This window comes from Bradyrhizobium sp. JR4.3, assembly GCF_040547695.1.
GTDB lineage: Bacteria > Pseudomonadota > Alphaproteobacteria > Rhizobiales > Xanthobacteraceae > Bradyrhizobium > Bradyrhizobium canariense.
The window spans coordinates 211,342-238,054 of record NZ_JBEPQF010000008.1; the positions used below are offsets into that span (position 1 = coordinate 211,342).

Annotated in this window: 26 protein-coding genes, 1 tRNA gene, 1 pseudogene and 1 riboswitch; of the genes and pseudogenes, 9 read left to right on the forward strand and 19 right to left on the reverse strand. The window is 64.9% G+C overall.

The window, feature by feature from the left end; all coding sequences use genetic code 11:
• The first annotated feature begins 42 nt into the window (after window positions 1-42).
• Window positions 43-1,034: pseudogene (locus ABIB91_RS15940) on the forward strand (alpha/beta fold hydrolase).
• Between the two features lie 4 nt (window positions 1,035-1,038).
• Here the strand turns inward: ABIB91_RS15940 and ABIB91_RS15945 are convergent.
• Window positions 1,039-1,112: transfer RNA gene (locus tag ABIB91_RS15945), tRNA-Gly, on the reverse strand.
• Window positions 1,113-1,283: 171 nt separating this feature from the next.
• Between ABIB91_RS15945 and ABIB91_RS15950 the strand changes: the two genes are divergently transcribed.
• The 5 genes from ABIB91_RS15950 (at window position 1,284) to ABIB91_RS15970 (ending at window position 4,302) form a co-directional block, all read left to right on the forward strand.
• The gene (locus ABIB91_RS15950; RefSeq protein WP_354162305.1) at window positions 1,284-1,862 is read left to right on the forward strand and encodes a methylated-DNA--[protein]-cysteine S-methyltransferase; all 579 of its coding nucleotides are present in this window, start codon (window positions 1,284-1,286) and stop codon (window positions 1,860-1,862) included.
• Window positions 1,863-1,871: 9 nt separating this feature from the next.
• Window positions 1,872-2,711 carry a helix-turn-helix transcriptional regulator gene (locus ABIB91_RS15955; protein ID WP_219679077.1) on the forward strand — a complete coding sequence of 280 codons (840 nt, stop codon included), beginning with the start codon at window positions 1,872-1,874 and terminating at the stop codon, window positions 2,709-2,711.
• Between the two features lie 56 nt (window positions 2,712-2,767).
• A complete protein-coding gene (locus ABIB91_RS15960) occupies window positions 2,768-3,127 on the forward strand; it encodes a VOC family protein (RefSeq protein WP_007597847.1) in 360 nt (119 codons plus the stop codon).
• 190 nt (window positions 3,128-3,317) lie between these two features.
• Complete coding sequence (locus tag ABIB91_RS15965; RefSeq protein ID WP_354162301.1) at window positions 3,318-3,719, forward strand: SRPBCC family protein; 402 nt, start codon at window positions 3,318-3,320, stop codon at window positions 3,717-3,719.
• Between the two features lie 100 nt (window positions 3,720-3,819).
• Window positions 3,820-4,302, forward strand: coding sequence for a hypothetical protein (locus ABIB91_RS15970; RefSeq protein ID WP_354162298.1), 483 nt, complete (start codon window positions 3,820-3,822; stop codon window positions 4,300-4,302).
• Here ABIB91_RS15970 and ABIB91_RS15975 read toward each other — a convergent pair.
• From ABIB91_RS15975 to ABIB91_RS15990, 4 genes are all read right to left on the reverse strand, one after another.
• Window positions 4,299-5,744, reverse strand: coding sequence for an MATE family efflux transporter (locus ABIB91_RS15975; protein WP_354162296.1), 1,446 nt, complete (start codon window positions 5,742-5,744; stop codon window positions 4,299-4,301). The two genes, ABIB91_RS15970 and ABIB91_RS15975, sit on opposite strands and share 4 nt — an antisense overlap.
• 321 nt (window positions 5,745-6,065) lie before the next feature.
• The gene (locus tag ABIB91_RS15980) at window positions 6,066-7,118 is read right to left on the reverse strand and encodes a hypothetical protein (RefSeq protein WP_354162294.1); all 1,053 of its coding nucleotides are present in this window, start codon (window positions 7,116-7,118) and stop codon (window positions 6,066-6,068) included.
• A 118-nt stretch (window positions 7,119-7,236) separates the two neighbouring features.
• Complete coding sequence (locus ABIB91_RS15985) at window positions 7,237-7,647, reverse strand: PAS domain-containing protein (protein WP_354127010.1); 411 nt, start codon at window positions 7,645-7,647, stop codon at window positions 7,237-7,239.
• Between the two features lie 177 nt (window positions 7,648-7,824).
• Entirely contained in the window at window positions 7,825-8,961 is a 1,137-nt protein-coding gene (locus ABIB91_RS15990; RefSeq protein ID WP_155809444.1) for a 2'-deoxycytidine 5'-triphosphate deaminase, read from the reverse strand.
• Window positions 8,962-9,041: 80 nt separating this feature from the next.
• Window positions 9,042-9,121, forward strand: a riboswitch (SAM riboswitch).
• A gap of 70 nt (window positions 9,122-9,191) precedes the next feature.
• Here ABIB91_RS15990 and ABIB91_RS15995 point away from each other — a divergent pair.
• The gene (locus tag ABIB91_RS15995) at window positions 9,192-10,388 is read left to right on the forward strand and encodes an O-succinylhomoserine sulfhydrylase (protein WP_354162290.1); all 1,197 of its coding nucleotides are present in this window, start codon (window positions 9,192-9,194) and stop codon (window positions 10,386-10,388) included.
• Window positions 10,389-10,510: 122 nt separating this feature from the next.
• Here ABIB91_RS15995 and ABIB91_RS16000 read toward each other — a convergent pair whose 3' ends face one another.
• Genes ABIB91_RS16000 through ABIB91_RS16010 form a run of 3 tightly spaced genes read right to left on the reverse strand, consistent with a single transcriptional unit; the run spans window position 10,511 to window position 13,560 of the window.
• Window positions 10,511-11,503: an SGNH/GDSL hydrolase family protein gene (locus tag ABIB91_RS16000; RefSeq protein ID WP_219679062.1), complete on the reverse strand. Its 993-nt coding sequence runs from the start codon at window positions 11,501-11,503 to the stop codon at window positions 10,511-10,513.
• A 12-nt stretch (window positions 11,504-11,515) separates the two neighbouring features.
• Complete coding sequence (locus ABIB91_RS16005) at window positions 11,516-12,295, reverse strand: SGNH/GDSL hydrolase family protein (protein ID WP_007597862.1); 780 nt, start codon at window positions 12,293-12,295, stop codon at window positions 11,516-11,518.
• Window positions 12,295-13,560, reverse strand: a complete 1,266-nt coding sequence (locus tag ABIB91_RS16010) for an OpgC domain-containing protein (RefSeq protein ID WP_007597863.1) — start codon at window positions 13,558-13,560, stop codon at window positions 12,295-12,297. The genes ABIB91_RS16005 and ABIB91_RS16010 overlap by 1 nt, the downstream gene beginning before the upstream one ends.
• Before the next feature lie 193 nt (window positions 13,561-13,753).
• Here ABIB91_RS16010 and apaG point away from each other — a divergent pair, with 193 nt between their 5' ends.
• Window positions 13,754-14,158 (forward strand): Co2+/Mg2+ efflux facilitator ApaG/CorD, encoded by a 405-nt coding sequence (gene apaG / locus ABIB91_RS16015; protein WP_088941063.1) that lies wholly within the window; start codon window positions 13,754-13,756, stop codon window positions 14,156-14,158.
• Between the two features lie 49 nt (window positions 14,159-14,207).
• On the opposite strand, the gene ABIB91_RS16020 is transcribed toward apaG, so the two are convergent.
• The 3 genes from ABIB91_RS16020 to ABIB91_RS16030 form a co-directional block, all read right to left on the reverse strand.
• Window positions 14,208-15,227: an Hsp33 family molecular chaperone gene (locus tag ABIB91_RS16020; protein ID WP_354162285.1), complete on the reverse strand. Its 1,020-nt coding sequence runs from the start codon at window positions 15,225-15,227 to the stop codon at window positions 14,208-14,210.
• Between the two features lie 146 nt (window positions 15,228-15,373).
• Window positions 15,374-16,321, reverse strand: a complete 948-nt coding sequence (gene argF / locus ABIB91_RS16025) for an ornithine carbamoyltransferase (protein ID WP_007597866.1) — start codon at window positions 16,319-16,321, stop codon at window positions 15,374-15,376.
• On the reverse strand, window positions 16,321-17,523 hold the full coding sequence (locus ABIB91_RS16030) for an aspartate aminotransferase family protein (RefSeq protein ID WP_354162281.1): 1,203 nt from the start codon (window positions 17,521-17,523) through the stop codon (window positions 16,321-16,323). Before ABIB91_RS16030 ends, argF begins: the two co-directional genes overlap by 1 nt.
• A gap of 455 nt (window positions 17,524-17,978) precedes the next feature.
• On the opposite strand from ABIB91_RS16030, the gene ABIB91_RS16035 reads away from it, so the two are divergent.
• Complete coding sequence (locus tag ABIB91_RS16035; protein ID WP_007597869.1) at window positions 17,979-18,491, forward strand: GcrA family cell cycle regulator; 513 nt, start codon at window positions 17,979-17,981, stop codon at window positions 18,489-18,491.
• A gap of 228 nt (window positions 18,492-18,719) precedes the next feature.
• Here ABIB91_RS16035 and phoB read toward each other — a convergent pair whose 3' ends face one another.
• The 8 genes from phoB to ABIB91_RS16075 form a co-directional block, all read right to left on the reverse strand.
• Window positions 18,720-19,427, reverse strand: a complete 708-nt coding sequence (phoB, locus tag ABIB91_RS16040; protein WP_007597871.1) for a phosphate regulon transcriptional regulator PhoB — start codon at window positions 19,425-19,427, stop codon at window positions 18,720-18,722.
• A gap of 23 nt (window positions 19,428-19,450) precedes the next feature.
• A complete protein-coding gene (phoU, locus tag ABIB91_RS16045) occupies window positions 19,451-20,167 on the reverse strand; it encodes a phosphate signaling complex protein PhoU (RefSeq protein WP_007597873.1) in 717 nt (238 codons plus the stop codon).
• Between the two features lie 10 nt (window positions 20,168-20,177).
• A complete protein-coding gene (gene pstB / locus ABIB91_RS16050; protein ID WP_354162276.1) occupies window positions 20,178-21,002 on the reverse strand; it encodes a phosphate ABC transporter ATP-binding protein PstB in 825 nt (274 codons plus the stop codon).
• Complete coding sequence (gene pstA / locus ABIB91_RS16055; RefSeq protein WP_007597877.1) at window positions 20,999-21,844, reverse strand: phosphate ABC transporter permease PstA; 846 nt, start codon at window positions 21,842-21,844, stop codon at window positions 20,999-21,001. Before pstA ends, pstB begins: the two co-directional genes overlap by 4 nt.
• A 4-nt stretch (window positions 21,845-21,848) precedes the next feature.
• On the reverse strand, window positions 21,849-22,838 hold the full coding sequence (gene pstC, locus ABIB91_RS16060; protein WP_007615692.1) for a phosphate ABC transporter permease subunit PstC: 990 nt from the start codon (window positions 22,836-22,838) through the stop codon (window positions 21,849-21,851).
• A gap of 99 nt (window positions 22,839-22,937) precedes the next feature.
• Complete coding sequence (gene pstS, locus ABIB91_RS16065; RefSeq protein WP_007597882.1) at window positions 22,938-23,951, reverse strand: phosphate ABC transporter substrate-binding protein PstS; 1,014 nt, start codon at window positions 23,949-23,951, stop codon at window positions 22,938-22,940.
• Window positions 23,952-24,094: 143 nt separating this feature from the next.
• The gene (locus tag ABIB91_RS16070) at window positions 24,095-25,393 is read right to left on the reverse strand and encodes an ATP-binding protein (RefSeq protein ID WP_354162271.1); all 1,299 of its coding nucleotides are present in this window, start codon (window positions 25,391-25,393) and stop codon (window positions 24,095-24,097) included.
• Between the two features lie 33 nt (window positions 25,394-25,426).
• Entirely contained in the window at window positions 25,427-26,482 is a 1,056-nt protein-coding gene (locus ABIB91_RS16075; RefSeq protein WP_354162268.1) for a putative bifunctional lysylphosphatidylglycerol flippase/synthetase, read from the reverse strand.
• Window positions 26,483-26,713: the final 231 nt, after the last annotated feature.

Sequence of the window (26,713 nt, forward strand, 5' to 3'; positions counted from 1 at the left end):
CGTCTAGGATGGGCGCAATCACGATGCAGCGGGAGGTGTGGCATGAACGGACCGACGCAACGGATCATCAAGGCAAACGGCATCAGCCTCAACGTCGCCGAACAGGGCGAAGGGCCGCTGGTGCTACTCTGCCACGGCTTTCCGGAAAGCTGGTATTCCTGGCGTCACCAACTCGCGGCGCTGGCCGCGGCCGGCTACCACGCTGTCGCGCCCGACATGCGCGGCTACGGCAAGAGCGACCGGCCTGAAGCGATCGACCAGTACACGATCCTCCACATGGTCGGCGACCTCGTCGGCGTGCTCGACGCTTTCGAAGCGAAGGACGCTGTCATCGTCGGGCACGACTGGGGCGCGACGATCGCCTGGCACACCGCGCGCCTGCGGCCCGATCGCTTCCGCGCCGCCGCCATTCTCAGCGTGCCCTATCGACCGCGCGGTCCGGTGCCGCCGACGAGTGTAATGCCACAGACGTCTGACGCGCAGTTCTATCAACTGTATTTCCAGGAGCCGGGTGTCGCCGAAGCAGAATTCGAAAGAGATCCGCGTGCAACGCTCGGCGCGATGCTCTATGGCGGTTCCGGCGAGGGCGCGGCGGTGATCCGCGCCAATGCCGAGCGTCAAGGGCGGACCGCCGGTGTCGGCATGGTCTCTCGCAAAGACGGCCTGCTGCCGAAGGTGCAGGTGCCGCTGCCGTCATGGCTAAGTAGCGCGGACCTCGACTATTACGGTGCCGAATTTGCCCACAGTGGGTTTCGCGGACCGCTCAATTACTATCGCAACATCGATCGCAACTGGGAGCTGATGGGCGCCTTCGAGGGCGTCAAGGGGTCGTGCCCTCGCTCTTCATCGCCGGCGACCACGACATGGTCATGGCCTTCCCCGGCGCCGCCGAGCACGTTGCCAACATGAAGCAATGGGTGCCGCAACTGCGCGGGATCAAGATGCTACCTGGGTGCGGACACTGGACGCAGCAGGAACGGCCGGCGGAGGTGAACGCGGCGATCGTGGAATTTCTGCGGAGCCTGCCGAACTAAAGGATGGAGCGGGCGAAGGGAATCGAACCCTCGTATGCAGCTTGGGAAGCTGCCGTTCTACCATTGAACTACGCCCGCGGATGCGCAGCCTGCGCCCGCTCTGATTAGCCGAGACGGCGCATCTCGCCAAGCGCTTTGGCGCAGGCCGCCTGACCCTTCTTAAGTTTCCGGTAAGATTTTGGGTGCGCCGGATTGTGGCGGTGTTATGATCGCCTGTCTGGGGAGACGTGCACTGAGTGGGGCGTGTGCATGGTGGGGCGTGGCTACGCGATATTCGACACGACCATAGGGCGCTGCGGCATCATCTGGAGCAGCACCGGTATCGTCGCCGTGCAATTGCCGGAGGCGCGGGAGATCGACACCCGCCGCCGGATTTTCCAGGTCCATCCCGAGGCGCGCGAGCAGCGGCCTTCCGCGAACGCCGCGTTCGCAATCGATGGCATCGTGGGCTTGCTGCAAGGCAGCGATGCTGATTTTTCCGAGGTCAGCCTGGACGCGAGCGGGGTGCCCGGCTTCAACCGGCGGGTCTATGAAGCCGCCTGCGCCATTCCGCGCGGGGAGACGCGCACCTACCACGAGATCGCTAAGGCGCTGGGCGCCTCCGGCGCCGCGCATTCGGTGGCCCAGGCGATCGCGAAAAATCCCTATATGCTGATCGTGCCCTGCCACCGGGTGCTGGAGGCCGGCAATTACACCGACCGGCTTTCGCCCTATGGCGGGGTGATCTCCAAGCGGCGGCTGCTGTCGCTGGAGGGCGCCCATCCGATCGCCAGCAAGACGCTGTTCGACGTGCTGCTGCCCGTTGCCCCGCCGAGGCCCTCCACCTAGATAGGCGGGATGGATGCAACCACGCTGCTGACGACCCCCTCGATGACCGTCTCCGAGTTTCGCTGCGACGCGGGACCGGACGACAGCCCGTTTGCGGAGTGTCGCACCGGCCATTCCATTGCCTATGTCCGCGCCGGAAGCTTTGGCTGTCATTGCCGCGCCGGCTTCTTCGATCTGGTCGCGGGCTCGATGCTGGTCGGTGCGCCGGGCGAGGAATACACCTGCACGCATGAGCATGTCGCCGGCGACGTCTGCCTGTCCTTTTTCCTCGGCGAGGATCTGGTCGACGCGCTCGGCGGCCGGCGAGACGTCTGGCAGGTCGGCGCAACGCCGCCGCTGCCCGAGCTGATGGTGCTGGGCGAGCTCGCCCAGACGGCGGCAGATGGCAACAGCGACCTCGGTCTCGACGAGGTCGGCCAGATCCTCGCCGGCCGTTTCGTCGATGTCGTCTCGGGCAAGGCGCGCAAGCCGACGACGCCGACCGCGCGCGACCGCCGCCGTGCCGTGGAAGCCGCGCTGTGGATCGACGCCAATTCGCATGCCGAAGTCGACCTCGAACAGGCGGCGCGGCAGGCAGGGCTCAGCCCGTTCCATTTCCTGCGGCTGTTCTCGGCCGTGCTCGGCGTCACCCCGCATCAATATCTAGTGCGCTCGCGCCTGCGGCATGCGGCGCGGCTGCTGACCGACGACGACATCGCAGTCACTGACATCGCCTATGACGTCGGCTTCGGCGATCTCTCCAACTTCGTCCGCACCTTCCACCGCGCCGCCGGCGTCTCGCCGACCAAGTTCCGTCAGGCCTCGAAGGGAGAGCGCAAGATTCTCCAAGAGCAGCTCGCCCTCAACTGACTAGGTTCGTCTCCGGCGCGCGCCGATTGCGGCGCGCTTTGGCAATGGAGACGACCATGTACGACCATATCGGATTGCGCGTTGCCGACCTCGACGCCGCAACGCGCTTCTACACCGCAGTGCTGGCGCCGCTCGGTTATGTCCTGTGCTCAAGCGGCGACGGTTATGCCGGCTTCGGACCGCAGGGCGCGCCGGCGCTGTGGCTGCACCTGAACAAGGGGCGGAAAGCCGATGGCGCGCATATCGCGTTTCGCGCTGGGGATCATGATTCGGTCAAGGCATTCCATAGCGAGGGCCTGAAGAGCGGCGGTCGCGACAATGGCGGCGCCGGCCCGCGCAAGGATTACAGCCCGACTTACTACGCGGCGTTTTTGATCGATCCCGATGGCAACAATGTCGAGGCGGTTTGCACGTGAGTACGGCAGGCCTCACCACACACATTGTCATGCCCCGGCTTGACCGGGGCATCCAGTACGCCGCAGCTTCTCGATTCATCACAGCGGCCTCTGGAATACTGGATCGCCCGATCAAGTCGAGCGATGACAGCTGAGATGACGGCGCTATCGCTCGCTTCTCTACATCACAGGACTCAACCAGGATTCAACAATGGCCTCCATCCACAACGACATTCCCCTCAACGCCCCGGCGCGCGACGTCTGGGATGCGGTGCGTGATTTCGGCGCGCTGCATCGGCGGCTGGCGCCGGGCTTCGTCACGGCCTGCGCGCTCGACGGCGACGCGCGCGTCGTCACCTTCGCCAATGGATCGGTGGCGCGCGAGGTGCTGGTCGATTGCGACGATGCGCGGCAGCGGCTGGTCTACGCGATCAACAACGAGCGGCTGAAGCATTACAGCGCCTCGGTGCAGGTGATCGCCGAGGGCGAGGCGAGAAGCCGCCTGGTCTGGATCATCGACATGCTGCCGAATGAGCTCGCGCCCTATGTGCAGGGACAGACCAAGGACGCTGTCGCCGCCATACACCGAGCGTTCCCGGTCGCGGCTGCGTGATCTTTCTCACAGAGCCCAGCCCTTGTCCGCAATAACCATGGCGGCGTGCGCCCGGTTGGCTCCGCTCTCCCGGCGGCGCCACGCACGCGAGGAGCAGGCCATGAGAGGTGCGGACAAGGTGATCTGCCAGGCGGCCGCCGTGCTGCTGATGTTTTCGATTTCGAGCGCGCCGGCAAAGGCGCAATTCCTCGGCAGCGGCGGTGCCGGCGGCGAGGACATGATGACCCAGATGGCGCCGATGCTGGAGATGATGAAGGCCAAGATGGGCAAGCGCCGCTTCGGCATGATGATGCAGACCATGGGCCCAATGATGAGCCGCATGATGGAGAATGGCGGCGGCGGAATTGGCGGCCTCGGGGGCGGCAATCTCGGCGGCGGTTTCGGGGCGCCCAATTACGGCGGCTACGCACCGATGGGCGGAGGCGGATATATGCCGACTGGAATGAGCGGCATGGGCGGCGGCGATATCATGGGCATGCTCGGCGGCGCCGGTGGCGGCGACATGATGGCGATGATTCCGCAACTGATGCGGCTCGCCAATGTCGGCGGCGGTGGCGGCCATCGCCGCCACAGGCACCGCTAGTCCGCAGCGGCCGACAGAGCCGGCCTGATCGCAGGTTTGGTTTGGCGGGGTCCCCAGCGCGTCAGCACCACGCTGGAGGACGAGAGCAGGCCGAGCACGACCATCGAGCTCGCCGCCAGCCAGAAGAAGCTTTGCGCGGTGGCATCGTGCGTCGACAGCCACCAGCCGACCGCCGAGATGTAGATCAGCCGCGCGGTCTGCGCCAGCACCGGGCCGATTACCTTGGCAGCGCCCTGCGACGAGAAATACATCGTCGAGGCAAGGCCGATGAAGGCGTAGAACGGCGCCACCGTCGACAAATATTGATGGCTGGTGGCGCGCACGGTCGCGCTGTCGGTGAAGATGTTGACCCAGAGATCGGGGAAGATCGCAACCAGGCACGCCGGTGCACCGACGGCAACGAAGGCACTCGCCGCCGCGATCCAGGCGATGCGCCGCGCGCGGGGGATGCGACCGGCGCCGACCGCCATGCCGATCATCGGCACCGAGGCGATGCCGAACGAGAACGCGATCGAGGTCAGCAGGAATTCCAGCCGCGCACCGATGCCGTAGCCGGCGAGGATCGCGGTGCCGAATTTCGCAAGCATGTGGGTGAAGATCGAGATCGTCAGCACCGATTGCAGCGGCGAGAAGCAGGCGATGGCGCCGACCTTGAGGATGTCGAAAAACATCGCCCATTGGATCCGAAGTCCGCGCAGTTTCGGCGTCACGCGGGCGCGGCCGGAGAACAGGTACCAGCCCATCACGCCGATGTTCATGCAATAGGCAATCAGCGCGCCGGCGGCGACGCCGCGCATACCGAATTGCGGCACCGGACCGAGCCCGAGGCCGAGCGTGCCGCCAAGCACGATCTGCCAGGCCGCAGAATTGAGGATCAACAGCGACGGCAGCTTCATGTTGCCGGTGCCGCGGAGGATTCCGGCCATGGTGTTGAGTAGCCAGGGCAGCACGGCGCCGCCGAAAAACACCTGGGTGTAGGCGATCGCATGCGTCAGCACGTCGCCGCGGCCACCGAGCATTTCCAGAACGCGCGGTCCGAAGATCAGCATGCCCAGCATGAAGACGAGGCCGAAGCTGATTCCGATCAGCAGCGCGTGCGCGGCGAGCGTCCCGGCACGCTCGCGATCGCCGGCGCCGAGCGCGCGCGCGATGGCGGAGGCCACCGCGCCGCCCATCGCACCGCCCGACATGGTCATGGTCAGGATCACTGTCGGAAACACCAGCGCCATCGCGGCCAGCGCTTCCACACCAAGACGTCCGATATAGGAGGTCTCCGCAATCACCGTGCAAGTGCCGGCTGAGAGCGCGACGACGTTGGGCCAGGCCAGTCCGAGCAGCGTGCGCAGGATCGGCCCGTCCATCAGCGCGCTCCTCACAGGGCGCGGGGGCGGCGGCAGCGGACGCTCTTGTTCATCGACCGGGATTTCGGCGATGTCTGACATGTCCTCTCCGGGCGAAAGCGCCATTTGCGGCGCGGCAATGCTTGGGTGTACCAATGAATTGGTTCGCGCGCAGGGCGCAACGACAGGCTTGTTAGCACGATGCGCAGCGATTCCTCCTGCGCTAGGTGCAGGCGTGCCCTGCGGCAGCGCATTTCAGCCCGTGGAATTGCGGCTCTCAGTCTCCGTGGGGCCATCCTGCGAGACGCCAGCTTCGCGGGCTCCTCAGGATGAGGTCTTGTTTCGCGGTGACATGTCGGACCCTCATGGTGAGGAGCCCGCGAAGCTGGCGTCTCGAACTACGAGGCCAACGCCCGCGCGGCATTACCCAATCGTCCAGAGCAATGGCGGACGGCCGCGCGATGTCGGGGACAGGTGCACTCCGATGTGCCGCCCGCATCCGGCCGCGAGCCCTTCGAACAACCCCGCCAGCACCTTGGTGCAGGCAGGGTGGTCATCGGCGACGCCGTCCATCAACTTCCAGCTCTGCTGACGGATTTCGAACATGCCTTCGGATTGCGTCGTCTCAGCCACATCGTCCTGCGCGACCAACAGCGCGTTGAGGAACGTCGCGAATTCGCTCGCACCGCCGCGGCCCATCGACAGCGCCGCAGCGACCTCATCGAAATATTGCATCCCGATCAGCTTGCCCGTGAGGTGCAGGAGATAGCCGGCATCCTCTGGACCGAACAGCTGCACCATCACGGGCGCGGCTGTGCGCACATATTCCATCGCATAGTTGCGATAGGCTTTTTCCAGTCGCGGTCTTGGCCAGCTTGCGACTGGCAACGCCGGAGCCGCGGCGGCATCGAACAGCGGCGCTTCGAGATGCCGCGCGAACACGAGGCGCTGGTCGAGCTCGAGCGGCTGGTCATATTGGTGATAGTAGCCTTCGAGCCCGTCCTGGCCGTCGACGCTCTGCTTGGTGCAGACGAACCCTAATCTGGTATCGCCAAGCGCCACACCGTTGTTGGCGTGCCAGCCGCGCAGCATCGCGCGCGAGACTTCGCCCGGCACGCCGCAGATGGCAGTGCCCTTCCAGATCCAGCGCGGCGGCGGATAACGGATCCAGGCTTTGCGATCGCTCTCATGCATGTATTCGACGTGCACGCCGCCGATCCAGTTGGAGAGGTAGTGATATTGCGCGGCCGCCACGGCGGGCGGCAGATGGGTCAACCCGAGCTTCTCCAGCCCCGGCAGAAAGCGCTCCTGCTGCTGGCGGCGGAACACGCGAAAGACGAACTCCGCAGCATCCACCGTGCCGCGACGCGTGACCACGGTGAGGATCAGGCCGGTGAAATAGGCGTGATAGAGATCGGCAACCGCGCGCCAGCGTTTCCATTGAGCTTCCTGCGCGGGGTCTGATGCGGCGGTCATGTTCGCTCCCGATCGTTGTTTTGATCGAGTGTGTCACTGCATCCGGTGACGGACAAGCTAAGCCGCACGCAGGGCGCCCTGCACGCCGCCAATTCCGCATCGCGAATTTTGCGCAGGCTTAATTTTGCGCAGCTTTGGCGGCACGCTCGCGCTCGACGCGCTCGGTCACGTCGCGCGCCATCGCCACCGATCCCTGCACCACGCCAGCGGCGTCCCGCACCAGCGCGAAGGTCATCTCGATGTAGAGCTTGCGTCCGTCCTTGTGCAGCGCGCGGGTCAGTGTCGGTTTGCCCGCAAGCTTCATCGCGCCGCTGGCAAGCGCGGCCTCGAAGCCTTTCCAGTGCGCGGCACGCAGATGTTCGGGAATGATGAGGTCGAGATTCTGACCCAGCGCTTCGTCCGCGGAGAATCCGAACAGTGCGGACGATGCGCGATTCCACCGCATGATCGTGCCGGAGCGATCCGAATAGATCAGCGCGTCTGCGACGTCGTCGAGGATTTTTGCGTCGAGTTCGGATTGATCTGTCATTTCGCCACCTCGGACGTAGCCCGGATTCGCTTCTTATCCTGACACAGATTCGGTGTCATCGCCCGACTTGATCGGGCGATCCAGTATTCCAGAGGCGGATGTGATCGAACCGATAGGCTGCGGCGTACTGGATGCCCCGGTCAAGCCGGGGCATGACAGCGGAAGGTGAGCCTATCCCTACACCCGGAAATGCTTGCTCAGCTTCAGCCCCTGGGCCTGGTAATTTGAGCCGATGCGCTGGCCGTACATGGCGTCGGGGCGCGCCAGCATCTTTTCATAGACGAGGCGGCCGACGATCTGGCCGTGCTCGAGGATGAACGGCACCTCGCGCGAGCGCACTTCGAGCACGGCGCGCGACCCCAACCCGCCGGCGCCGGCATAGCCGAAGCCGGGATCGAAGAATCCGGCATAATGCACGCGGAACTCGCCGACCAGCGGATCGAACGGCACCATCTCCGCGGCGTAATCGGGCGGCACCTGCACCGCCTCTTTCGACGCCAGGATATAGAACTCGCCGGGATCGAGGATCAGGCTGCCGTCGGGACGGGCCGAGATCGGCTCCCAGAACTCCTCGACGGAATAGCCGGCGCGGCGATCGACGTCGATCACGCCGGTGTGGCGCTTGGCGCGGTAGCCGACGAAGCCGCCGCTCTTCTCGCCGGAGAGATCTACGGAGACGGCGACGCCGCCGGTGAGATCGGCATCGTCGATATCGACGAGACGTTCGGTCGCGTGCAGCGCCTCGAGGTCGTCGATGTTGAGGATGGCATCGCCGGTGCGGAAGCGTACCTGGCTCAGGCGCGAGCCCTCGCTGACCAGCACCGGGAACGTCTTGGGGCTGATCTCGGCATAGAGCGGGCCGTGATAGCCGGCACCGATCATGTCGAAGCGGCGGGTGCCGTCGGCGATCACGCGGGTGAAGACGTCGAGCCGGCCGGTCGAGCTTTTCGGGTTGGCGGCCGCGACGATCTCCGGCGGCAGCGCGAGGCTTTCGAGCAGCGGCACGATGTAGACGCAGTTGGTCTCCAGCACCGCGCCGTCGGCGAGGCTGAACTCGTGCAGCTTCAATTCGTCGATGCGCTCGGCAACGGTGGCGCCGGGACCAGGCAGGAAGCTGGCGCGAACGCGATAGGCGATATCGCCGAGACGCAAATCGAGGCTCGCCGGCTGGATCTGGCTTTCGACGAAGTCGTAAGCGGGCAGGATGAGACCGCCCTCCGCCATCGCCGCGATCATGCGGTCGGGCAGGATACCATTGGCGTCGGCGGCGACCGTGAACGTCAACCCGGGGTCCTCATCAGGGATCAAACACATCCCGACATGCGGGAAATATGAGCGTTTTACGGCTATCCGATGGACGTCTTGACGGAAAGGGCATTGCGGAATATGAGCATGACTTATCCCGTGGTGATTTGAGCCGGCCGGCTTGCAGCCACGTTAAATAAGTCGCTAAACAGGCCGGGGACCTCTGTGATCCCGGCCCGTGGAAATATTCCAGGCCGGTTTTTTTGTGGCCATTTTCGATGGTCACTTCAGGAGGTCCTATGTCGAAGTCCCCGGGGCCAACCGCGCAATACCGTCCCGAAACTCGCCTGGTTCATTCCGGCACCCTGCGCTCGCAATATGGCGAGACCTCGGAGTCGCTGTTCCTGACCCAGGGCTACGTCTACAACAGCGCCGAGGAGTGCGAGGCGCGGTTCAAGGGCGAGGACCCCGGCTTCATCTATTCACGCTACTCCAATCCGACCATCGCGATGCTCGAGCGCCGCATGATCGAGCTCGAAGGCGCCGAAGCGGCACGTTCCGCCGCGACCGGCATGGCCGCGGTGACGACGGCGATCCTGGCGCCGCTGAAGGCCGGCGATCACGTCGTGGCCTCGCGCGCGCTGTTCGGCTCGTGTCTCTACGTCGTGCAGGATTTGCTGCCGCGCTACGGCATCGAGACCACGCTGGTCGACGGCCTCGATCTTGACCAGTGGCAGCGCGCCATGAAGCCGAACACCAAGACGTTTTTCCTGGAGAGCCCGACCAATCCGACGCTCGACGTGCTCGACATTCCCGGCATTGCCGAGATCGCGCACAGCGGCGGCGCGCGGCTCGTCGTCGACAACGTGTTCGCCACGCCGATCTGGCAGAGCCCGCTCGCGCTCGGCGCCGACGTCGTGGTCTATTCCGCGACCAAGCACATCGACGGCCAGGGCCGCTGTCTCGGCGGCATCATCCTGTCCTCGGAGGCGTTCATCGCCGAGCACATCCACAATTTCATGCGCCAGACCGGCCCGTCGATCTCGCCGTTCAACGCCTGGGTGCTGCTCAAGGGCCTGGAGACGCTCGCCGTGCGCGTGCGCGCGCAGACCGAGACGGCCGCGCGCATCGCGGACGTGCTGGCGAGCCATCCGAAGATTTCGCGGCTGGTGTTTCCCGGCCGCGCCGATCATCCGCAGGCGGCATTGGTGAAGAAGCAGATGCGCGGCGGCTCGACGCTGGTCGGCCTCGAGGTCAAGGGCGGCAAGCAGGCGGCGTTCCGCGTGCTCAACGAGCTCAAGCTCGCCAAGATCTCGAACAATCTCGGCGACGCCAAGAGCCTCGTCACGCATCCGGCAACGACGACGCATCAGCGCCTGAAGCCGGAGGACCGCGCCGCGCTCGGCATCAGCGAGGGATTCATCCGCTTCTCGGCGGGGCTGGAGCACGCGGACGATCTGATCGAGGATCTGACCGCGGCGCTGGAGAAGGCGTAGCCACACACTCGGAATCGTAGGGTGGGCAAAGCGAAGCGTGCCCACCCTTCACGATCGCGGTGCCGATAGATGGTGGGCACGGCGCGCGAAGAGCGCGCCTTTGCCCACCCTACGGCACCAAGCTACATCGGCCGGTACGTCCGCACGTCCGCGGGCACGTTCACGCCGAGCTTGATCTGGCCGACGGAGCGGATGATGTCGTCGCCGAGGAGCTGGGCGAAGCAGGCGTAGCCCCAATCGTTCATGTGCAGGCCGTCGGCGATCACAAAGCTCTCGACCGGAAGCGACTGCTTCTCGTGCCAGTCGCGCATCACCTCGAAGCGCGGGAAGATGCCGACGTGACGGAGCTCAGCGACCTTGCCGAGCAGCTTCACCATCTTGCCGGCGCTCTCGGCGCGCTGGTTGACGGCTGGCGAATACTGCGGATCGACCAGCACGACGTCGGTGCCGCCGGCAGCCTGGATGCGGCTGATGCCGTCCTCGACGAGCTTGGCGGTATCGCCGGGATCGAGATTGCGCAGCACCGCATTGGTGCCGACCTGCCAGATCACCAGATCCGGATGCACGTCGATCACCTCCTTCTGAAGGCGCTTCATCATCTCGGGCGCGTCCTCGCCGCCGACGCCGGCATTGACGACGGTGATGTCGGCTGTCGGATAGTGCCGGTGCAGCTGCGCGGCAAGACGATTGGGATAGTTGAACTCCGGCGAGCTCGCACCGAATCCCGCGGTCGAGGACGAGCCGAATGCGACGATGACGACGGGCTGGCCGGCGACGAGCTTGCCCGCGACATGCGGCAGCGAGCCCATCGCCTTAGCGCCGCCCTTCGGCGACAGGCAGGGCACGCGGCTGAAGACGTCGCCGGCGGATTTCGCGACCTGCTTCACCTTGTCGATGGCGCGCGCCGTGATGCCGCGCTGGTCGGGGGACGTCGCTGCGACGGTCGTCTGGGACGGTGAAGCGGGAGCCGGATTAGCCGACTGCTGCGGGGCCGGCGTTGCCTGCGCGCCCTGCGTCTGCGCGTGCGATTGCGAGGCCGGACTCAGCAACAGCAGCACCGCTGCTGCAGGCGCAGCCAGCCATGCCGTCAGGCAAAAAGGGCGGAGAGAACTCATTAACGCTAGACCTCAATTTTGCTGCTGGGCCGGCTCCAGATGCGCAGCGTCGATCACGAACTGTGCCAACGCCCGGCCAAGGCAATCATGGACCTGCTTCGCCAGCTCAGGCCCGCGCGACGGGCTGAACAGGTCGAACTGCCCCTGGTCATTCCACTGCCGCATGATCGCGAAACGATCGAACAGCGGAATATCGTGCTCCTGCGCCACCACCCGCATATTGTCGAGGTATGGCGGCACCGAGATCATGGTTTCGGTACGCGGACTGTACTGCAAGTTCATCAAGACGACGTCAGCCCCTGCCTTTTGCAGCGCAACAACCCCTCCGGTCACTGCGCCGCGAAAATCATCGGGATCGATGGCTCGGATAGCATCGACAGTCCCGGTCTGCCAGATAACCAAAGTAGGTGCTTTTGCTTCCATCAGCTTAACGAAACTGGCGGCCGCCTCCTCGGCCGTTTTCTTGCTCTGTATTTCTACGGAGACGTGGACTATCTCGGACGGCGACAGCTTGTCCTTCAGAATGGCCTGCATCCGCGCCGGATAAGAGGCGTCCTCGGAAGCCGGAATTGTGGTCGAGCGACTGCCGATGACCAGGATTTCGAGCGGCTTGCCGGCCTTCACGGCATCGGCGACCTTGGGAAGCTGGCTTTCGCTCGTGAGCAGATAGGACGGCACTTCACAGGCTGCGGGCGCGGCTGAAGCAGCCGGCGCAGCATCGTCCGCGCGCGCCGGAGGCGCGGCGAGACCACCGCACAGCAGGATCAGGCTCAGGAAAACCTTCGCCTTCATCAGCCCCCTCCCGCCATATCGGCGCTGCCGACGGCGCTTTTGGTTTTCGAACCGCTCTTGTCAGCCACCCGCTTGTACCACGAAATCAGCCAGGCCATGGCCCACATGATCAGAATTCCGGAGAGACTAATTAGCGCATGCATGACCGGGCCGCCCGAGACCTCGGCCAGGATGAAATGGCCGGCAAAGGCGAGGAAGACGCCGAGACAGAATATCTCCAGGGAATGCGAGCCGCACAGGATCAGCGGCCGCAGCCATGGCGATTTCAGGCCCGGCCAGTCCCGCGGCAGGACGCGTACGGTGAGCGCGGCCAGCGCCAGGAAATGCGTGAAGCGCAGCACGTCCAGGTCGGCCTTGTCGATCGGATACATCCACTGCTCGAGCCGCTTCGGCATGAAATGGGAGAGCTGCGGCACATACCAGGTCAGCGTCACGTAGAATGCCGCGACCAGATAGGCGATCGCGATCCACATCGTCACCCGCGAAGCCAGAATGCGCGACATGCGTCGCGCACCTCCGAGCGCGCACCATGCCCCGAACACGAACAGCAATTGCCAGGCGAAGGGATTGAAGGCCCAGAAGCCGTTCGGATAGGCGGACAGATAGAGGTCGTATTCCCAGGTCACCGCGTAGAGCGCGACCGAGAGGCCGAGCGTCACGTCGGGGCGCCATTTCATCAGCCACAGGATCAAGGGCAGCGCCAGCATCAGCACGATGTAGAGCGGCAGCACGTCCATGTTGACCGGACGGAAGCGCAGCAGCAGCGCCTGCACGATCGTGACATCGGGCTGCTTGAGGAAATCCATGATGCCCATCTCTTCGGTGTAGAGCGGGTTCTCGAACCTGGTCGCGACATAGGAGATCTCGGCGAGGAAGATCGTGAACAGGAAAACGTGGGCGACATAGATCTGCCAGACGCGCCGCAGGATGCGCGCGGTGGCGACGACGATGCCGGACTCCAGCATCGCCCGACCGTAGACGAAGGCGGCGGTATAGCCGGAGATGAAGATGAATATCTCGGTGGCGTCGCTGAAGCCGTAATTGCGGATCGTGAACCAGGTCAGAAGGCTCGGCGGCAAATGGTCGATGAAGATCAGCCACAGCGCGAGGCCGCGGAACAGGTCGAGCCGGAGCTCGCGCTCGCCGATGGCGGGCAGCGAAATGGCCGGCGCGGCCGCGCGCCGCTTTGCCCCCGCGGACTTGACCTCCACAGGTTTAGCGGTTCCCGCGATCGTCGATCCCGTCACTTGGTCGGCAATAGTCATCGGGGGCCTAAAAACCCTTCCGCAAATCGCGACGTGGCAAGGAGTGTACCGGTCCGGCCGTCATCTCGCAAAGCCGCCGGATCACATGCAAGTACGTTTGGACCTACACTTGGACGTGTACTTCCCTGCGAATTCAGGCGGGACGATGTCGCCAAGGCCGCCTCCGGCGTTTGGTTCCCGGGCGGTTTTCGGTATGATGGCAATCATGTACCGCGCCGTGACCCGCCAGATCGAAGTGACCGTCGAGCCGAACTTTGTTCCGGAGCAGTCGTCGGCCGACCGCTCCCGTTATTTCTGGGCCTACACCATCGTCATCACCAATTCCGGCGATGAGACCGTGCAGCTCAAGACGCGGCACTGGATCATCACCGATGCCACCGGCCGGCAGCAGGAGGTGAAAGGCGAGGGCGTCGTCGGCGAGCAGCCGACGCTCGCGCCCGGCGAACGCTTCGAATACACCTCCGGCGTGCCGCTCACGACCGCCTCGGGCTTCATGACCGGCCGCTACCAGATGGTCAGCGCAAGCGGCGAACGCTTCGAGATCGACGTGCCGACGTTCTCGCTGGACAGCCCGGACAACAAGCGTGTGTTGAACTAGCGCTGGAAATGGTGGGCACGCTTCGCTTTGCCCACCCTACGGCACCGCGCTACGCGTCCTCGACGCCCGCCTCATCCGGTGTGAACTCGTACACCGAGCTGCAGAACTCGCAGGTCACGACGACCTTGTCGTCCTTGACCATTGCGGCACGGTCGTCGGACGAAAAGCTCTTCAGCATCGATGCCACCGCATCGCGCGAGCAGGAGCATTGCGCCTTCAAGGGCAGCGGATTGAACACGCGCACGCCGCGCTCGTGGAAGAGACGGTAGAGCAGCCGCTCGCCGGACAGCTCGGGATCGATCAGCTCGACGTCTTCGACGGTTTCGATCAGCGAGCGCGCCTCGACCCAGGCATCGTCTTCAGCGACGGCATGGACCTCGACGCCCTCGGGCGCATCGCCGGGATGCAGATCGGCCTGCCGGGCGCGCTCGGGCGCCTTCGGCAGGAACTGCATCAGCATGCCGCCGGCGCGCCAGCGATGCTTGCCGCCGTCGTTCGAACGCCATTCCTCGCCGACGGCGAGACGCACGCGGGTCGGGATCTGCTCGGAGCGCAGGAAATATTCGTGAGCGGCATCTTCCAGGCTACCGCCGTCGAGCGCGACCAGGCCCTGGTAGCGGCTCATGTCGGGGCCCTGGTCGATGGTCATGGCGAGATGACCGTGGCCCAGCAGCGCGCCGGAATGCGTGCCGGAATCCTGGACTTCGCCGAGGCGCGCGGCGTCGTAACGCGCATAGGCGCGCAGGCGATCCGGCGCCTGATAGTCCACAACCAGGAACGACACCGGACCGTCGGTCTGGGCCTGGAGGATGAAGCGGCCCTCGAACTTCAGCGACGAGCCGAGCAGCGTGGTCAGCACGATGGCCTCGCCGAGCAGCTTGCCGACCGGCGCCGGATAATCGTGCTTGGTCAGGATCTCGTCGAGCGCCGGACCAAGCCGCACCAGGCGACCGCGCACGTCGAGCGCGTCGACCTCGTAGGGCAGCACGGCGTCGTCGATCGGAACCGCGGATGGCGCACGAACCGGGCCTTCGGGCCCGGTTTTCATGTCAGGGGATTGGGAAACCATGGCGCTTTATCTGGGGTCGGAAGGCGGAATTGAAAGGGGGGCGGCTGCATCCGGAATGCAGAACGGATCGTACGCAAGCACGGCAAACTCGGTGTCGTCCTGGCGAAAGCCAGGACGACGATCCAAAGCTACTTCACCGGCCCGCGTTACTTCACCGCGTCGAAGCACCAGGCCAGAATGCCCTTCTGCGCGTGCAGGCGGTTTTCGGCCTCGTCGAACACGACGGATTGCGGACCGTCGATCACCTCGTCGGTGACCTCCTCGCCGCGATGGGCGGGCAGGCAGTGCATGAACAGCGCATCGGGCTTGGCCAGCGACATCAGCTGGGCATTGACCTGATAGGGCTTGAGCACGTTATGGCGGTGCTCGCCTTCCTTGTCGCCCATCGACACCCAGGTGTCGGTCACGACACAATCGGCGCCCTTCACGGCGGCTTCGGCATCCGTGCCGAGCATGATCGGCGCGCCGGTCGCCTTGATGAAGTCGCGCATCGCTTTTTTCGGCGCGAGCTCCGGAGGCGTCGCGACATTGAGCTGGAACTTGAAGCGCTCGGCGGCGTGCGCCCAGGACGCCAGCACGTTGTTGTCGTCGCCGGTCCAGGCCACCGTCTTGCCCTCGATCGGGCCGCGATGTTCCTCGTAGGTCATCAGGTCGGCCATCACCTGGCAGGGATGCGAGCGCCGCGTCAGGCCGTTGATAACGGGCACGGTGGCGTTCGCCGCAAGCTCCAGCAGCGCATCGTGATTGAGGATGCGGATCATGATGGCGTCGACATAGCGCGACAGCACCCGCGCGGTGTCGGCGATGGTTTCGCCGCGGCCGAGCTGCATCTCGGCGCCGGTGAGCATGATCGGCTCGCCGCCGAGCTGGCGCATGGCGACATCGAACGACACCCGCGTCCGCGTCGAGGGGCGCTCGAAGATCATCGCCAGCGTCTTGCCTTCGAGCGGCCTGACCGGCTGATGCGCCTTCTGCTTCGCCTTCATCGCGGAGGACGCGGCCAGCATGCGCTTGAGCTCCGACAGCGGCAGCTCGTTGATATCGAGGAAGTGCTTCGGTGTTTTCTTGGGCGTTTTATCGGGCGACGTGCTCATCAGCTTGCCGCCCGCTTGTTGCCGGACAACGCCGCGCAGGCGCGCTCGAGCCGCCCGACGCTGTCCTCGATCTCGGCTTCGGTGACGATCAAAGGCGGCAGGAAACGCACGACATTGTCGCCGGCACCGACGGTGAGCAGTTTTTGGTCGCGCAAGGCGGCAACGAGATCGCCGGAGGGCACCACGGCCTTGATGCCGATCAGGAGGCCCTCGCCGCGCACTTCGCTGACGACATCGCCATGACGGTCGATCACGGAAGCGAGCTTCTGCTTGAGCAGCAGCGACATCCTCTGCACGTGGTCGAAGAAGCCGGGCTTGAGCATGACGTCGAGCACGGTATTCGCCGCCGCGATCGCGAGCGGATTGCCGCCGAAGGTCGAGCCGTGCGAGCCCGGCGTCATGCCGGACGCCGCTTCCGCGGTCGCAAGGCAGGCGCCGATCGGGAAGCCGCCGCCGAGCGCCTTGGCCAGCGACATCACGTCAGGTTCGACGCCAAGGCGGCGGTATGCGAACAGATCGCCGGTGCGGCCCATGCCGGTCTGCACCTCGTCGAAGGCGAGCAACAGGCCGCGCTCGTCGCAGAGCTGGCGCAACGCCCTCAGGAAGGCGGGCGTTGCCGAACGCACACCGCCCTCGCCCTGGATCGGCTCGATCAGGATGCCGGCGGTCTGCGGACCGATCGCCTTTTTCACTGCCTCGAGATCGCCATGCGCGACCTGGTCGAAGCCCTCCATGGGTGGGCCGAAACCTTCGAGATATTTTGCCGAACCCGTCGCGGCCAGCGTCGCCAGCGTGCGGCCATGGAAGGCGCCTTCGAAGGTGATCATGCGATAGCGGTCTGGATGGCCCTTCGCGGCGTGATAGCGGCGCACGATCTTGATCACGCATTCCAGCGCTTCGGCGCCGGAATTGCAGAAGAACACGAAGTCCGCGAAACTTTCATTGCACAGGCGCGCGGCAAGCTTTTCGCCGTCCGGGCTCTGGAACAGGTTCGACATGTGCCAGAGCTTCGTGGCCTGTTCCTGCAACGCCGCGACCAGCGCCGGATGGGCATGGCCGAGCGCATTCACCGCCACCCCGGAGGTGAAATCGAGATAGCGCTCGCCATTGGTCGCGATCAGCCAGCAGCCTTCGCCACGCTCGAAACCGAGGTCGGACCTGGCGAAAACGGGGAGCAAATGCGGCGCTGCGCTGTTAGTCATGACGGTCACTTGAATGTTGCGGACGGTGTGAGCGTGCATTACGCAACGCACCATCGACCGGCCCGGAAAACGAAACGTGCCGCCTCTTGAGGGCGGCACGTGCGACTATCTTAGGCCTGGTGAATCGGGTGTCAATGCCGCCCGGAAAGCCTCGCGAAACGCTGAATCCGTAGTCTTGCGGTGCCGATTTTGCGGGATTTAGCCACGGAACATGTGGAAGCGAGTCGGCGGACTCTTGCGCGGGAGTCACGCCATATTGTAGCGTTTGGATTGTCAGATACGACATCTCGTGCAGTGGTTCTGATCTTTAAGTCCTTATGTACCGGCGTAAACGTTCGGGCGTTCAAGACGCGCCCGGCGAGCCTTAAGGGATTCTGGCGGCACGGGTTTTTGAAGGCTTAGGCATTCGCTGCGAGGCCCCAGGATGGCTGGCGCGCAGCGAGGGAAAGGGTGCAATGACGGTTTTGACCTGGTCCGATGATCGCGTCGAGCAGCTGAAAAAGCTCTGGGAGGCCGGACTTTCGGCCAGCCAGATCGCGGCGGAGCTCGGCAATGTGACCCGCAATGCCGTGATCGGCAAAGTGCACAGGCTCGGTCTTTCGGGCCGCGCCAAGAGCCCATCATCGGCAGCGCCCCGGCCGCGCAAGGCGCGCCCCGCGCAGCACATGATGCGGGTGAGCCGCCCGATCTCGCGCGGCAACACCGCGCTGGCGCAGGCCTTCGAGGTCGAGGCTGAGCCGGATCCGGTCACCTACGACAACGTGGTGCCGATGAGCCAGCGGCTGTCGCTGCTCGAATTGAACGAGGCGACCTGCCACTGGCCGGTCGGCGATCCCTCGAGCCCGGACTTCTTCTTCTGCGGTGGACGGGCGCTGTCCGGCCTGCCCTATTGTGCCCAGCACTCGCGTGTTGCGTACCAGCCGGCGTCGGATCGGCGCCGCGCACCGGTGAAGCCGGGTCCGCGGTAATCACGGCAAGTCGTCGCGCAAAGACAGTTCAATAATTTCAGTGTCGTCCTGGCGAAAGCCAGGACCCATACTCCGAGCACGCAGTAGTCGTGCGAAAGGGGTAACTCTGAGTCTTCGCCAAACCACTCCCTGTGGTTATGGGTCCCGGATCAGCGCTCGCTTCGCTCGCTTGTCCGGGACGACATCGGAGAATGCAGGGACAGCTCGCCAACAAACGAGCCTGCAACCCTACACCTGCTCCGCCTTGGCAAACCGATCATCCAGCGCGTAGCCGGCGCCGCGGACGGTGCGGATCGGGTCCTGTTCGCGGCCGAGATTGAGCAGCTTGCGCAGACGGCCGATATGCACGTCGACGGTGCGCTCGTCGATATAGATGTCGCGGCCCCAGACGCTGTCGAGCAGCTGCTCGCGCGAGAACACCCGGCCCGGATGCTCCAGGAAGAACTCCAACAGGCGATATTCGGTCGGACCGAGATCGATCGGCCGGCCCGATCGCGCCACGCGGCGCTTGTCACGGTCGAGCTCGATGTCGCCAAAGGCAAGCACGGTGGCGAGCCGCTCCGGGCTTGCACGCCGCAGCAGGCCCTTCACGCGTGCCAGCAGCTCCGGCACCGAGAACGGCTTGACGATGTAATCGTCGGCGCCGGTCGCAAGACCCCGCACCCGCTCGCTCTCCTCGCCGCGCGCGGTGAGCATGATGATCGGGAGCTGCTTGGTCTCGGGACGGGTGCGAAGCCGGCGGCACAGTTCGATGCCTGACAGGCCCGGCAGCATCCAGTCGAGCACGATCAGATCGGGGATGTGCTCCTTGAGGCGGGTGTCGGCGTCGTCGCCGCGCATCACCGTCTCGACGTCATAGCCGTCGCCTTCGAGGTTGTAGCGGAGAAGCTCGGTCAGGGCTTCCTCGTCCTCAACCACCATAATGCGTGCGCCCATCGGGTCGTCGCTCCCTTAAGTCTTCAGGTGTTCGGTACCGTGTTGGCGAAGGTCGTCATGTCGCCCTTCGGCCGCTTGTCGGTGATCGCCTGGCCCTCGATCATGTAGAACACGGTCTCGGCGATGTTGGTGGCGTGGTCGCCGATCCGCTCGATGTTCTTGGCGCAGAACATCAGGTGAATACAGAACGAGATGTTGCGCGGATCCTCCATCATGTAGGTGAGGAGCTCGCGGAACAACGAGGTGCAGATGGCGTCGACTTCCTCGTCGCCCTTCCACACCGCCATCGCCGCCGGCAAATCATGCGCGGCATAGGCGTCCAGCACCGACTTGACCTGCTGCTGCACGAGGTCGGTCATGTGCTCGAGGCCGCGGAACAGCTTGAGCGGATGGAAGTCCGTCTCCAGCGCCGCGACGCGCTTGCCCATGTTCTTGGCGAGGTCGCCGATGCGCTCGAGATCGGTCGCGACGCGCATGGCGCCGACGATCTCGCGCAGATCGACCGCCATCGGCTGGCGGCGGGCGATGGTGAGCACCGCACGCTCCTCGATGCGCTTCTGCAGCGCGTCGAGCTCGGTGTCGATGGCGACGACGCGCTGGCCGAGCGGGACGTCGCGGCGGATCAGCGCGTCGACGGACTCGACGATCATGCGCTCGGCGATGCCGCCCATCTCGGCGACCAGGCGGGTGAGTTCCTGGAGGTCGGTGTCGAAAGCCTTTGCGGTATGTTCGGAAGCCATGTCGCGTCTCCTAGCCGAACCGGCCGGTGATGTAATCCTGCGTGCGCCGGTCGGTCGGCGACGTGAAGATCTTGCTGGTGTCGTCGAACTCGATCAGCTCGCCGAGATACATGAAGGCGGTCTTGTCGGAGACGCGCGCCGCCTGCTGCATGTTGTGGGTGACGATCGCGATCGTGTAATCCTCGGACAGCTCCTGGATCAGCTCCTCGACCTTGGCGGTCGAGATCGGGTCGAGCGCCGAACAGGGTTCGTCGAACAGGATCACCTCGGGCCGCACCGCGACGGTGCGGGCGATGCAGAGGCGCTGCTGCTGGCCGCCGGAGAGCGACAGGCCGGAGGCGTTGAGCTTGTCCTTGACCTCGTTCCACAGCGCGCCGCCGCGCAGCGCCTTCTCGACGCGGCCGTCCATTTCGGACTTCGAGATCTTCTCATACAGGCGGATGCCGAACGCGATGTTCTCGTAGATCGTCATCGGGAACGGCGTCGGCTTCTGGAACACCATGCCGACGCGGGCGCGCAGCAAATTGAGGTCCAGCTTGCCGTCGAGGATGTTGGTCTGGTCGAGCATCAGCTGACCGGTGGCGCGCTGGCCGGGATAGAGGTCGTACATCCGGTTGAAGATGCGCAGCAGGGTCGACTTGCCGCAGCCCGACGGACCGATGAACGCCGTGACGCGATTGGCGCCGAGCGTCAGGTTGATGTTCTTCAGCGCGTGGTGCTCGCCGTAATAGAAGTTCAGGTTGCGCACGGTCACCTTCGGGGGCGCCTCCGGCAGCACTGGCGCGTGGGGCAGCCCACCGGCCGCGCTCATCGACGATACTGAAAGATCACTCATTTTGCGGTCCTCTCGGCGCCAAGGATGCGCGCGCCAATATTAAGGGCAAGAACGGTCAGGGTGATGAGCAGCGCCCCGCTCCAGGCCAGCTGTTTCCAGTAGGCATAGGGGCTCTGCACGAAGTTGTTGATGGTGACCGGCAGGTTCGCCATCGTCTTGTTCAGGCCGAGGCTGAAGAACTGGTTCGACAGCGCGGTGAACAGCAGCGGCGCGGTTTCACCGGCGACGCGAGCGGTCGCGAGCAGCACGCCGGTGATAAGGCCGGAGCGCGCGGCGCGATAAGCGATCCGCTTGATCACCAGCGAACGCGGCAGGCCGAGCGCCGAGGCCGCCTCGCGCAACGCGTTCGGCACCAGCAGCAGCATGTCCTCGGTCGTGCGCAGCACCACCGGGATCACGATGACCGCGAGCGCGAGCGAGCCTGCGATCGCCGAGAAGCCGCGCATCGGCACGACCACCGCGCCATAGATGAACAGGCCGATGATGATCGAGGGCGCCGAGAGCAGGATGTCGTTGATGAAGCGGATCACCGAGGTCAGCCGGTCATTGCGGCCGTATTCGGCGAGATAAGTCCCGGCGAACATGCCGAGCGGCGCGCCGATGCCGACGCCAATCACGGTCATGATCAGCGAGCCGACGATGGCGTTGAGCAGACCGCCCTCATTCGATCCGGGTGGCGGCGTGTTCTCGGTGAACAGCTGGACGTTGAGTCCCGCCAGTCCGTTGTAGAGCAGCGTGATCAGGATCAGCGCGAGCCAGGTGACGCCGAAGGCCGTTGCGGCGATGCAGAGCCCGCGAACGACGATGTCCTTGCGGCGGCGGCGTGAATAGATCGGATTCATGGCGCTAGTTCCCCGCCTTCTTTTCCAGCCGCATCAGCATCAGCCGCGCCGCTGCAAGCACGAAGAAGGTCAGCACGAACAGCAGGAGACCGAGCAGGATCAGGCCGGACTGGTGCAGGCCGTCGCTCTCGGCGAACTCGGATGCGATCGCCGCCGAGATCGTGGTGCCCGGCGCGAAGATCGACGACGAGATCCGGAACGAGTTGCCGATGATGAAGGTCACCGCCATGGTCTCGCCGAGCGCTCGGCCGAGCGCCAGCATGACGCCGCCGATGACGCCGACGCGGGTGTAGGGGATCACCACGCTGCGGACGACTTCCCAGGTGGTGCAGCCAACGCCGTAGGCGGCTTCCTTCAGGACCGGAGGCACGGTCTTGAACACGTCGACCGAGATCGAGGTGATGAAGGGCAGCACCATGATGGCGAGGATCAGCGCGGCATTGAACAGGCTGAGATAGGACGGGGGACCTGCGAAGATCGCGCCCAGCACGGGCACGCCGTCGAAGATCTTGATCATGAAGGGCTGGAACGTGTTGGCGAGGAACGGACCCAACACGAAGAAGCCCCACATGCCGTAGATGATCGAGGGGATGCCGGCGAGCAGCTCGATCGCCATGCCGATCGGGCGGCGCAGCCATTGCGGGCAGAGCTCGGTGAGGAAGATCGCAATGCCGAGACCCACGGGGATGGCGATCAGCATCGCGATGAAGGAGGTGACGAGCGTGCCGTACATTGGCCCGAGCGCGCCGAGCACCGGCGGATCGGCCGACGGTGCCCAGCGCTGCGTCCACAGGAACGAGACCCCGAATTCCTTCATCGCCGGGAAGGCGCCGACGATCAGCGAAATGATGATGCCGCCGAGTATCAGAAGCACCGAGATCGCGGAGAGCCGCGTGATCCAGTAGAAGGTGACGTCGCCGAGCTTGAACGCGCTCAAGGCCTTGGCGCGATCATACGGTCCGGCGTCGTCGATTACATCGCTCTGAACGGCCATCTCTGCCACGCCGATCCCCTGTACTAAATAGCATACGTTTTTTTGTTGGTCCGTGCCCCGGATGCGGCGCAGCGCATCCGGGGCACGAGCGTCGCGAAGCTAGCTCTTGATTTCGGCAGCCCAGGTCTTCTCGATCAGCTGAACGACCGGGTCCGGCATCGGGATGTAGTCGAGCTCTTCAGCCGCCTTGCCGCCGTTCTTGAAGGCCCAGCGGAAGAACTTGATGGCTTCCTGCGAGGCCGCCTTGTCGGTGGCGTCCTTGTGCATGAGGATGAAGGTCGCCGCCGTGATCGGCCAGGATTTCTCGCCGGGCTGGTCGGTCAGGATGACGTAGTAGCCGGGCGCCTTGGCCCAGTCGGCGTTGGAGGCGGCCGCCTGGAACGCTTCGACGGTGGGCTGCACCGGCTTGCCGGCCTTGTTGACGAGGCCGGTGTAGGTCAGCTTGTTCTGCTTGGCATAGGCGTACTCGACGTAGCCGATCGAGTTCTTGGTCTGGCTGATGTTGCCGGACACGCCTTCGTTGCCCTTGGCGCCGACGCCGACCGGCCACTCGACCGCGGTACCCTCACCGACCTTGCTCTTCCAGTCCGCGCTGGCCTTGGCGAGGTAGTTGGTGAAGTTGAAGGTGGTGCCAGAGCCGTCCGAACGGCGGACCACGGTGATGGCCTCCGAGGGCAGCTTCACGTTCGGGTTGAGCTTCTTGATCGCGGCGTCATCCCATTTGGTGATCTTGCCGAGATAGATGCTGGCCAGCGTCTCGCCGTCGAACACCATCTCGCCGGGCTTCACGCCCTCGATGTTGACGACGGGAACGATGGCACCCATCACCATCGGCCACTGGACGAGGCCGTCCTTCTCGAGCTGCTCGGCCTTGAGCGGCGCGTCGCTGGCGCCGAAGGTCACGGTTTTGGCCTGGATCTGCTTGATGCCGCCGCCGGAGCCGATCGACTGGTAGTTCAGACCGTTGCCGGTCTCCTTCTTATAGGCGTCAGCCCATTTGGAATAGATCGGGAACGGGAACGTCGCACCGGCACCGGTGATATCGGCAGCAAAGGCCGCCGTCGTCGATGCGGCGACGATGCCAGCAGCGACGAGTGTTTTGAGGAAATTCATGCTGGTCTCCATACAGGGGAGCGAAGCGCCATCCGCGCCCGATCGCGCTCCCCGTGCCGCCCCTTTAGGAGCGGACAGCTGAGCTTTTACGAAGGTTTGGTGACAGTCGGATGACAGCGTTAAGCAGCTGAAATCGCTGGAATTTAGCTCAGAGCCGCAGGCTTGCCCTGGGGGAAACAGGCGGTGAAAGTGGCGCCCTGTTTGGGCACGCTTTCGATCAAAAGCCGGCCGCGATGGCGGTTAAGAATATGTTTCACCAGCGATAATCCGAGGCCGGTGCCGCCCTGCGAGCGGCTGTCGCCGACATCGACCCGGTAGAACCGTTCGGTCAGCCGCGGCAGGTGCTCCGGCGCGATGCCGGGGCCGAAATCCCGGACCAGGACCCGGATTTCCTGAGTTCCATCAGGGGCGGCGCCTGGCATCAGCGACACGATGACGCGACCGCCCGCGGCGCCGTATTTGAGCGCGTTCTCGATCAAATTCTCGAACAGGCGGAGCAGCTCCTCGCGGTCCCCCGCGATCAGTACCGGGGTCTCAGGGAGCTGGGTCTCGACCTCGACCTGGCGTTCCCGCGCCAGCGGCTCGAGCCCGTCGGCGACCTGCAAGATGATCGGCAGCAGGTCGACCAGGGTGTCGGGCCGCACATGGGCGGACAGTTCCACCCGCGACAGCGACAGCAGATCGTCGATCAGGCGCGCCATCCGGGTGGCCTGGTTGTGCATGATGCCGAGGAAGCGCTCGCGCGCCTTGGGATCGTCCTTGGCCTGGCCCTGGAGCGTGTCGATGAAGCCGGACAGCGCGGCCAGCGGCGTGCGCAGCTCGTGGCTGGCATTGGCGACGAAATCGGCCCGCATCTCCTCGACCCGACGCAGCGGCGTCTGGTCGTGGAAGGTCATCAGCATGCATTTGTCGGCGCCGCCGAAGGTGGTCGGCACCGGCACCGGCGTGATGGTCAGCTCCATCCAGCGATCGACCGGGACATGGTCGAGATAGGTCGCGCGCCGCGGCTCGGTGGTCGCGATCGACTCGCGCAGCGCCGTGATGATCTCGGGCGAGCGCAGCGCGAACTGAGCGAGCTCATTTCGGCGCAGCGCCGGCGCGAGCTGGGCGGCTGCGGCGTTGAGATGGATGACGCGGCCGGCGCGGTCGAGCAGCACCGCGGGATCGGGCATGCCGGCAACCACCGCGGCGACCGCCGCGCTCTCGACCGGGTTGACGCGGCGGGTCTCTTCGCGCGAGGCGGCGGTATCGTGCAGGCGCCACGGGATCAGCGCTGCGACCGCGACGCAGAGGAAAACCGCGATGGCATGCAGTGCCGACAATTCGCCCAGCGAGACCACCACCGACAGCGCCAACGCCGCGGCGATCAGGATGACGGTCGAGTGCCGCAGCCGGTCGGACCAGGGCTGGGAGGAGGGAGAAGATGGGGCGTCGATCGCCATCGGGGCGGGCTTCTCCAAAGGACGTTGCGCCGGTCAGGCGCCGCTGTCGCTGCGCTTTCTCACGTAAGCGGCTTCAGGCGCGGGCCCGGGGTCGAGCTTGAGCGCCGCCTGCTGCAGGCGCTTCGATCGTGCGCCGATGATAACTTCGCGAAACGTCAGCAAGATTACAGATATGACGAAAGGGGACAGATAATAGAGGACGCGGAACAGCAGCATCCCGCCCAGCAGCTCCTCGCGGTCCATCTGCCAGAGCCCGACCAGCATGGCCGCGTCGAACACGCCAAGGCCTCCGGGCGAATGGCTGGCAAAGCCGAGCAGCGTGGCCGAGACGAAGATCACCGCGACCACCACGAAGCCGAGATTGGGCTCGTCCGGGACCAGCACGTACATCGCCAGCGCGCAGAAGCCGAGATCGATGATGCCGATCGCGATCTGGAGCAGCGTCAGCGGGCCGCCCGGCAGCATCACGGTCCAGGGCCCGCGGCCGACCATCCGGGGCTGGGTCCAGACCCAGACCACGTAGGCGACCAGCCCGACGATGATCATCATCGCCAGCATCCGGTTCAGCCAGGGCGGAAGCATGTCGATCGAGGCCGCAGCCTCCGGATGATAGGAGATGCCGAGGCCGAGCACCGCGGCGTTGCCGAGCCAGAAGGTCAGGCCGGCGAGGAAGCAGATTTTTGCGACATCGATCGCGTTCAGCCCATAGGCCGAATAGATGCGGTAGCGCACCGCGCCGCCAGTGAAGACGCTGGCGCCGACATTGTGGCCGATCGAATAGCTGGTGAAGGCGGCGAGCGCGTTAATCCGATAGGGCACGTGGGCGTGGCCGATCGCGCGCACGGCGAACAGGTCATAGAAGGTCAGCGTGAAATAGCCCGCGGCGACGAACAAAGCCGCCAGCGCAATCTGGCTCGGCTCGGTGCTCTTGATCGCTTCGAGGACCTCGTTGACATCGATGCCGCGCAGCATGTGGTAAAGCACATAGCAAGCGATGCCGATGACCGCGACGCTGATCACAACTCCAAGCTTATGCAGGATTTGCTTCTGGCGCAGAAACGTCATCGCTCTGCGTATGGCTTCCAGCATCTAGACCTCGAACAACGCTTCAGCGGCCGGGGTGGCCAGCGAACAGGCGGACGACGCACGGGCACTCGACGAATCCTCGTCAGCGGCTCCGGCATCGCGCATGCCCCCTGCCCCTCCACTAGCGCGTTTTGGGGCGGAGTGGAATTCGACAATTCGAACAAAAAGTCGTGGCTTCAAGGTTTTAGGCAGGTTGCGGGCTCCTGATGCACGGTTTGGCGCTTTCGGCGGCAA

Bases quoted from the DNA above. Each gene is read 5' to 3' on its own strand.
- ABIB91_RS16020 (WP_354162285.1), bottom strand. From the start codon at position 15,227: ATGGTTTCCCAATCCCCTGACATGAAAACCGGGCCCGAAGGCCCGGTT.
- ABIB91_RS15985 (WP_354127010.1), bottom strand. From the start codon at position 7,647: ATGACAGATCAATCCGAACTCGACGCAAAAATCCTCGACGACGTCGCA.
- ABIB91_RS16030 (WP_354162281.1), bottom strand. From the start codon at position 17,523: ATGACTAACAGCGCAGCGCCGCATTTGCTCCCCGTTTTCGCCAGGTCC.
- ABIB91_RS15975 (WP_354162296.1), bottom strand. From the start codon at position 5,744: ATGTCAGACATCGCCGAAATCCCGGTCGATGAACAAGAGCGTCCGCTG.
- ABIB91_RS16070 (WP_354162271.1), bottom strand. From the start codon at position 25,393: ATGGCGATCGACGCCCCATCTTCTCCCTCCTCCCAGCCCTGGTCCGAC.
- pstS (WP_007597882.1), bottom strand. From the start codon at position 23,951: ATGAATTTCCTCAAAACACTCGTCGCTGCTGGCATCGTCGCCGCATCG.
- phoB (WP_007597871.1), bottom strand. From the start codon at position 19,427: ATGGGCGCACGCATTATGGTGGTTGAGGACGAGGAAGCCCTGACCGAG.
- ABIB91_RS15950 (WP_354162305.1), top strand. From the start codon at position 1,284: ATGGTGGGGCGTGGCTACGCGATATTCGACACGACCATAGGGCGCTGC.
- ABIB91_RS16000 (WP_219679062.1), bottom strand. From the start codon at position 11,503: ATGAGTTCTCTCCGCCCTTTTTGCCTGACGGCATGGCTGGCTGCGCCT.
- ABIB91_RS15970 (WP_354162298.1), top strand. From the start codon at position 3,820: ATGAGAGGTGCGGACAAGGTGATCTGCCAGGCGGCCGCCGTGCTGCTG.
- ABIB91_RS15990 (WP_155809444.1), bottom strand. From the start codon at position 8,961: ATGTGTTTGATCCCTGATGAGGACCCCGGGTTGACGTTCACGGTCGCC.
- ABIB91_RS16075 (WP_354162268.1), bottom strand. From the start codon at position 26,482: ATGCTGGAAGCCATACGCAGAGCGATGACGTTTCTGCGCCAGAAGCAA.
- argF (WP_007597866.1), bottom strand. From the start codon at position 16,321: ATGAGCACGTCGCCCGATAAAACGCCCAAGAAAACACCGAAGCACTTC.
- phoU (WP_007597873.1), bottom strand. From the start codon at position 20,167: ATGGCTTCCGAACATACCGCAAAGGCTTTCGACACCGACCTCCAGGAA.
- ABIB91_RS15995 (WP_354162290.1), top strand. From the start codon at position 9,192: ATGTCGAAGTCCCCGGGGCCAACCGCGCAATACCGTCCCGAAACTCGC.
- pstC (WP_007615692.1), bottom strand. From the start codon at position 22,838: ATGGCCGTTCAGAGCGATGTAATCGACGACGCCGGACCGTATGATCGC.
- apaG (WP_088941063.1), top strand. From the start codon at position 13,754: ATGATGGCAATCATGTACCGCGCCGTGACCCGCCAGATCGAAGTGACC.
- ABIB91_RS16005 (WP_007597862.1), bottom strand. From the start codon at position 12,295: ATGAAGGCGAAGGTTTTCCTGAGCCTGATCCTGCTGTGCGGTGGTCTC.
- ABIB91_RS15960 (WP_007597847.1), top strand. From the start codon at position 2,768: ATGTACGACCATATCGGATTGCGCGTTGCCGACCTCGACGCCGCAACG.
- ABIB91_RS15980 (WP_354162294.1), bottom strand. From the start codon at position 7,118: ATGACCGCCGCATCAGACCCCGCGCAGGAAGCTCAATGGAAACGCTGG.
- ABIB91_RS15955 (WP_219679077.1), top strand. From the start codon at position 1,872: ATGGATGCAACCACGCTGCTGACGACCCCCTCGATGACCGTCTCCGAG.
- pstA (WP_007597877.1), bottom strand. From the start codon at position 21,844: ATGAATCCGATCTATTCACGCCGCCGCCGCAAGGACATCGTCGTTCGC.
- ABIB91_RS16035 (WP_007597869.1), top strand. From the start codon at position 17,979: ATGACGGTTTTGACCTGGTCCGATGATCGCGTCGAGCAGCTGAAAAAG.
- ABIB91_RS16010 (WP_007597863.1), bottom strand. From the start codon at position 13,560: ATGACTATTGCCGACCAAGTGACGGGATCGACGATCGCGGGAACCGCT.
- pstB (WP_354162276.1), bottom strand. From the start codon at position 21,002: ATGAGTGATCTTTCAGTATCGTCGATGAGCGCGGCCGGTGGGCTGCCC.
- ABIB91_RS15965 (WP_354162301.1), top strand. From the start codon at position 3,318: ATGGCCTCCATCCACAACGACATTCCCCTCAACGCCCCGGCGCGCGAC.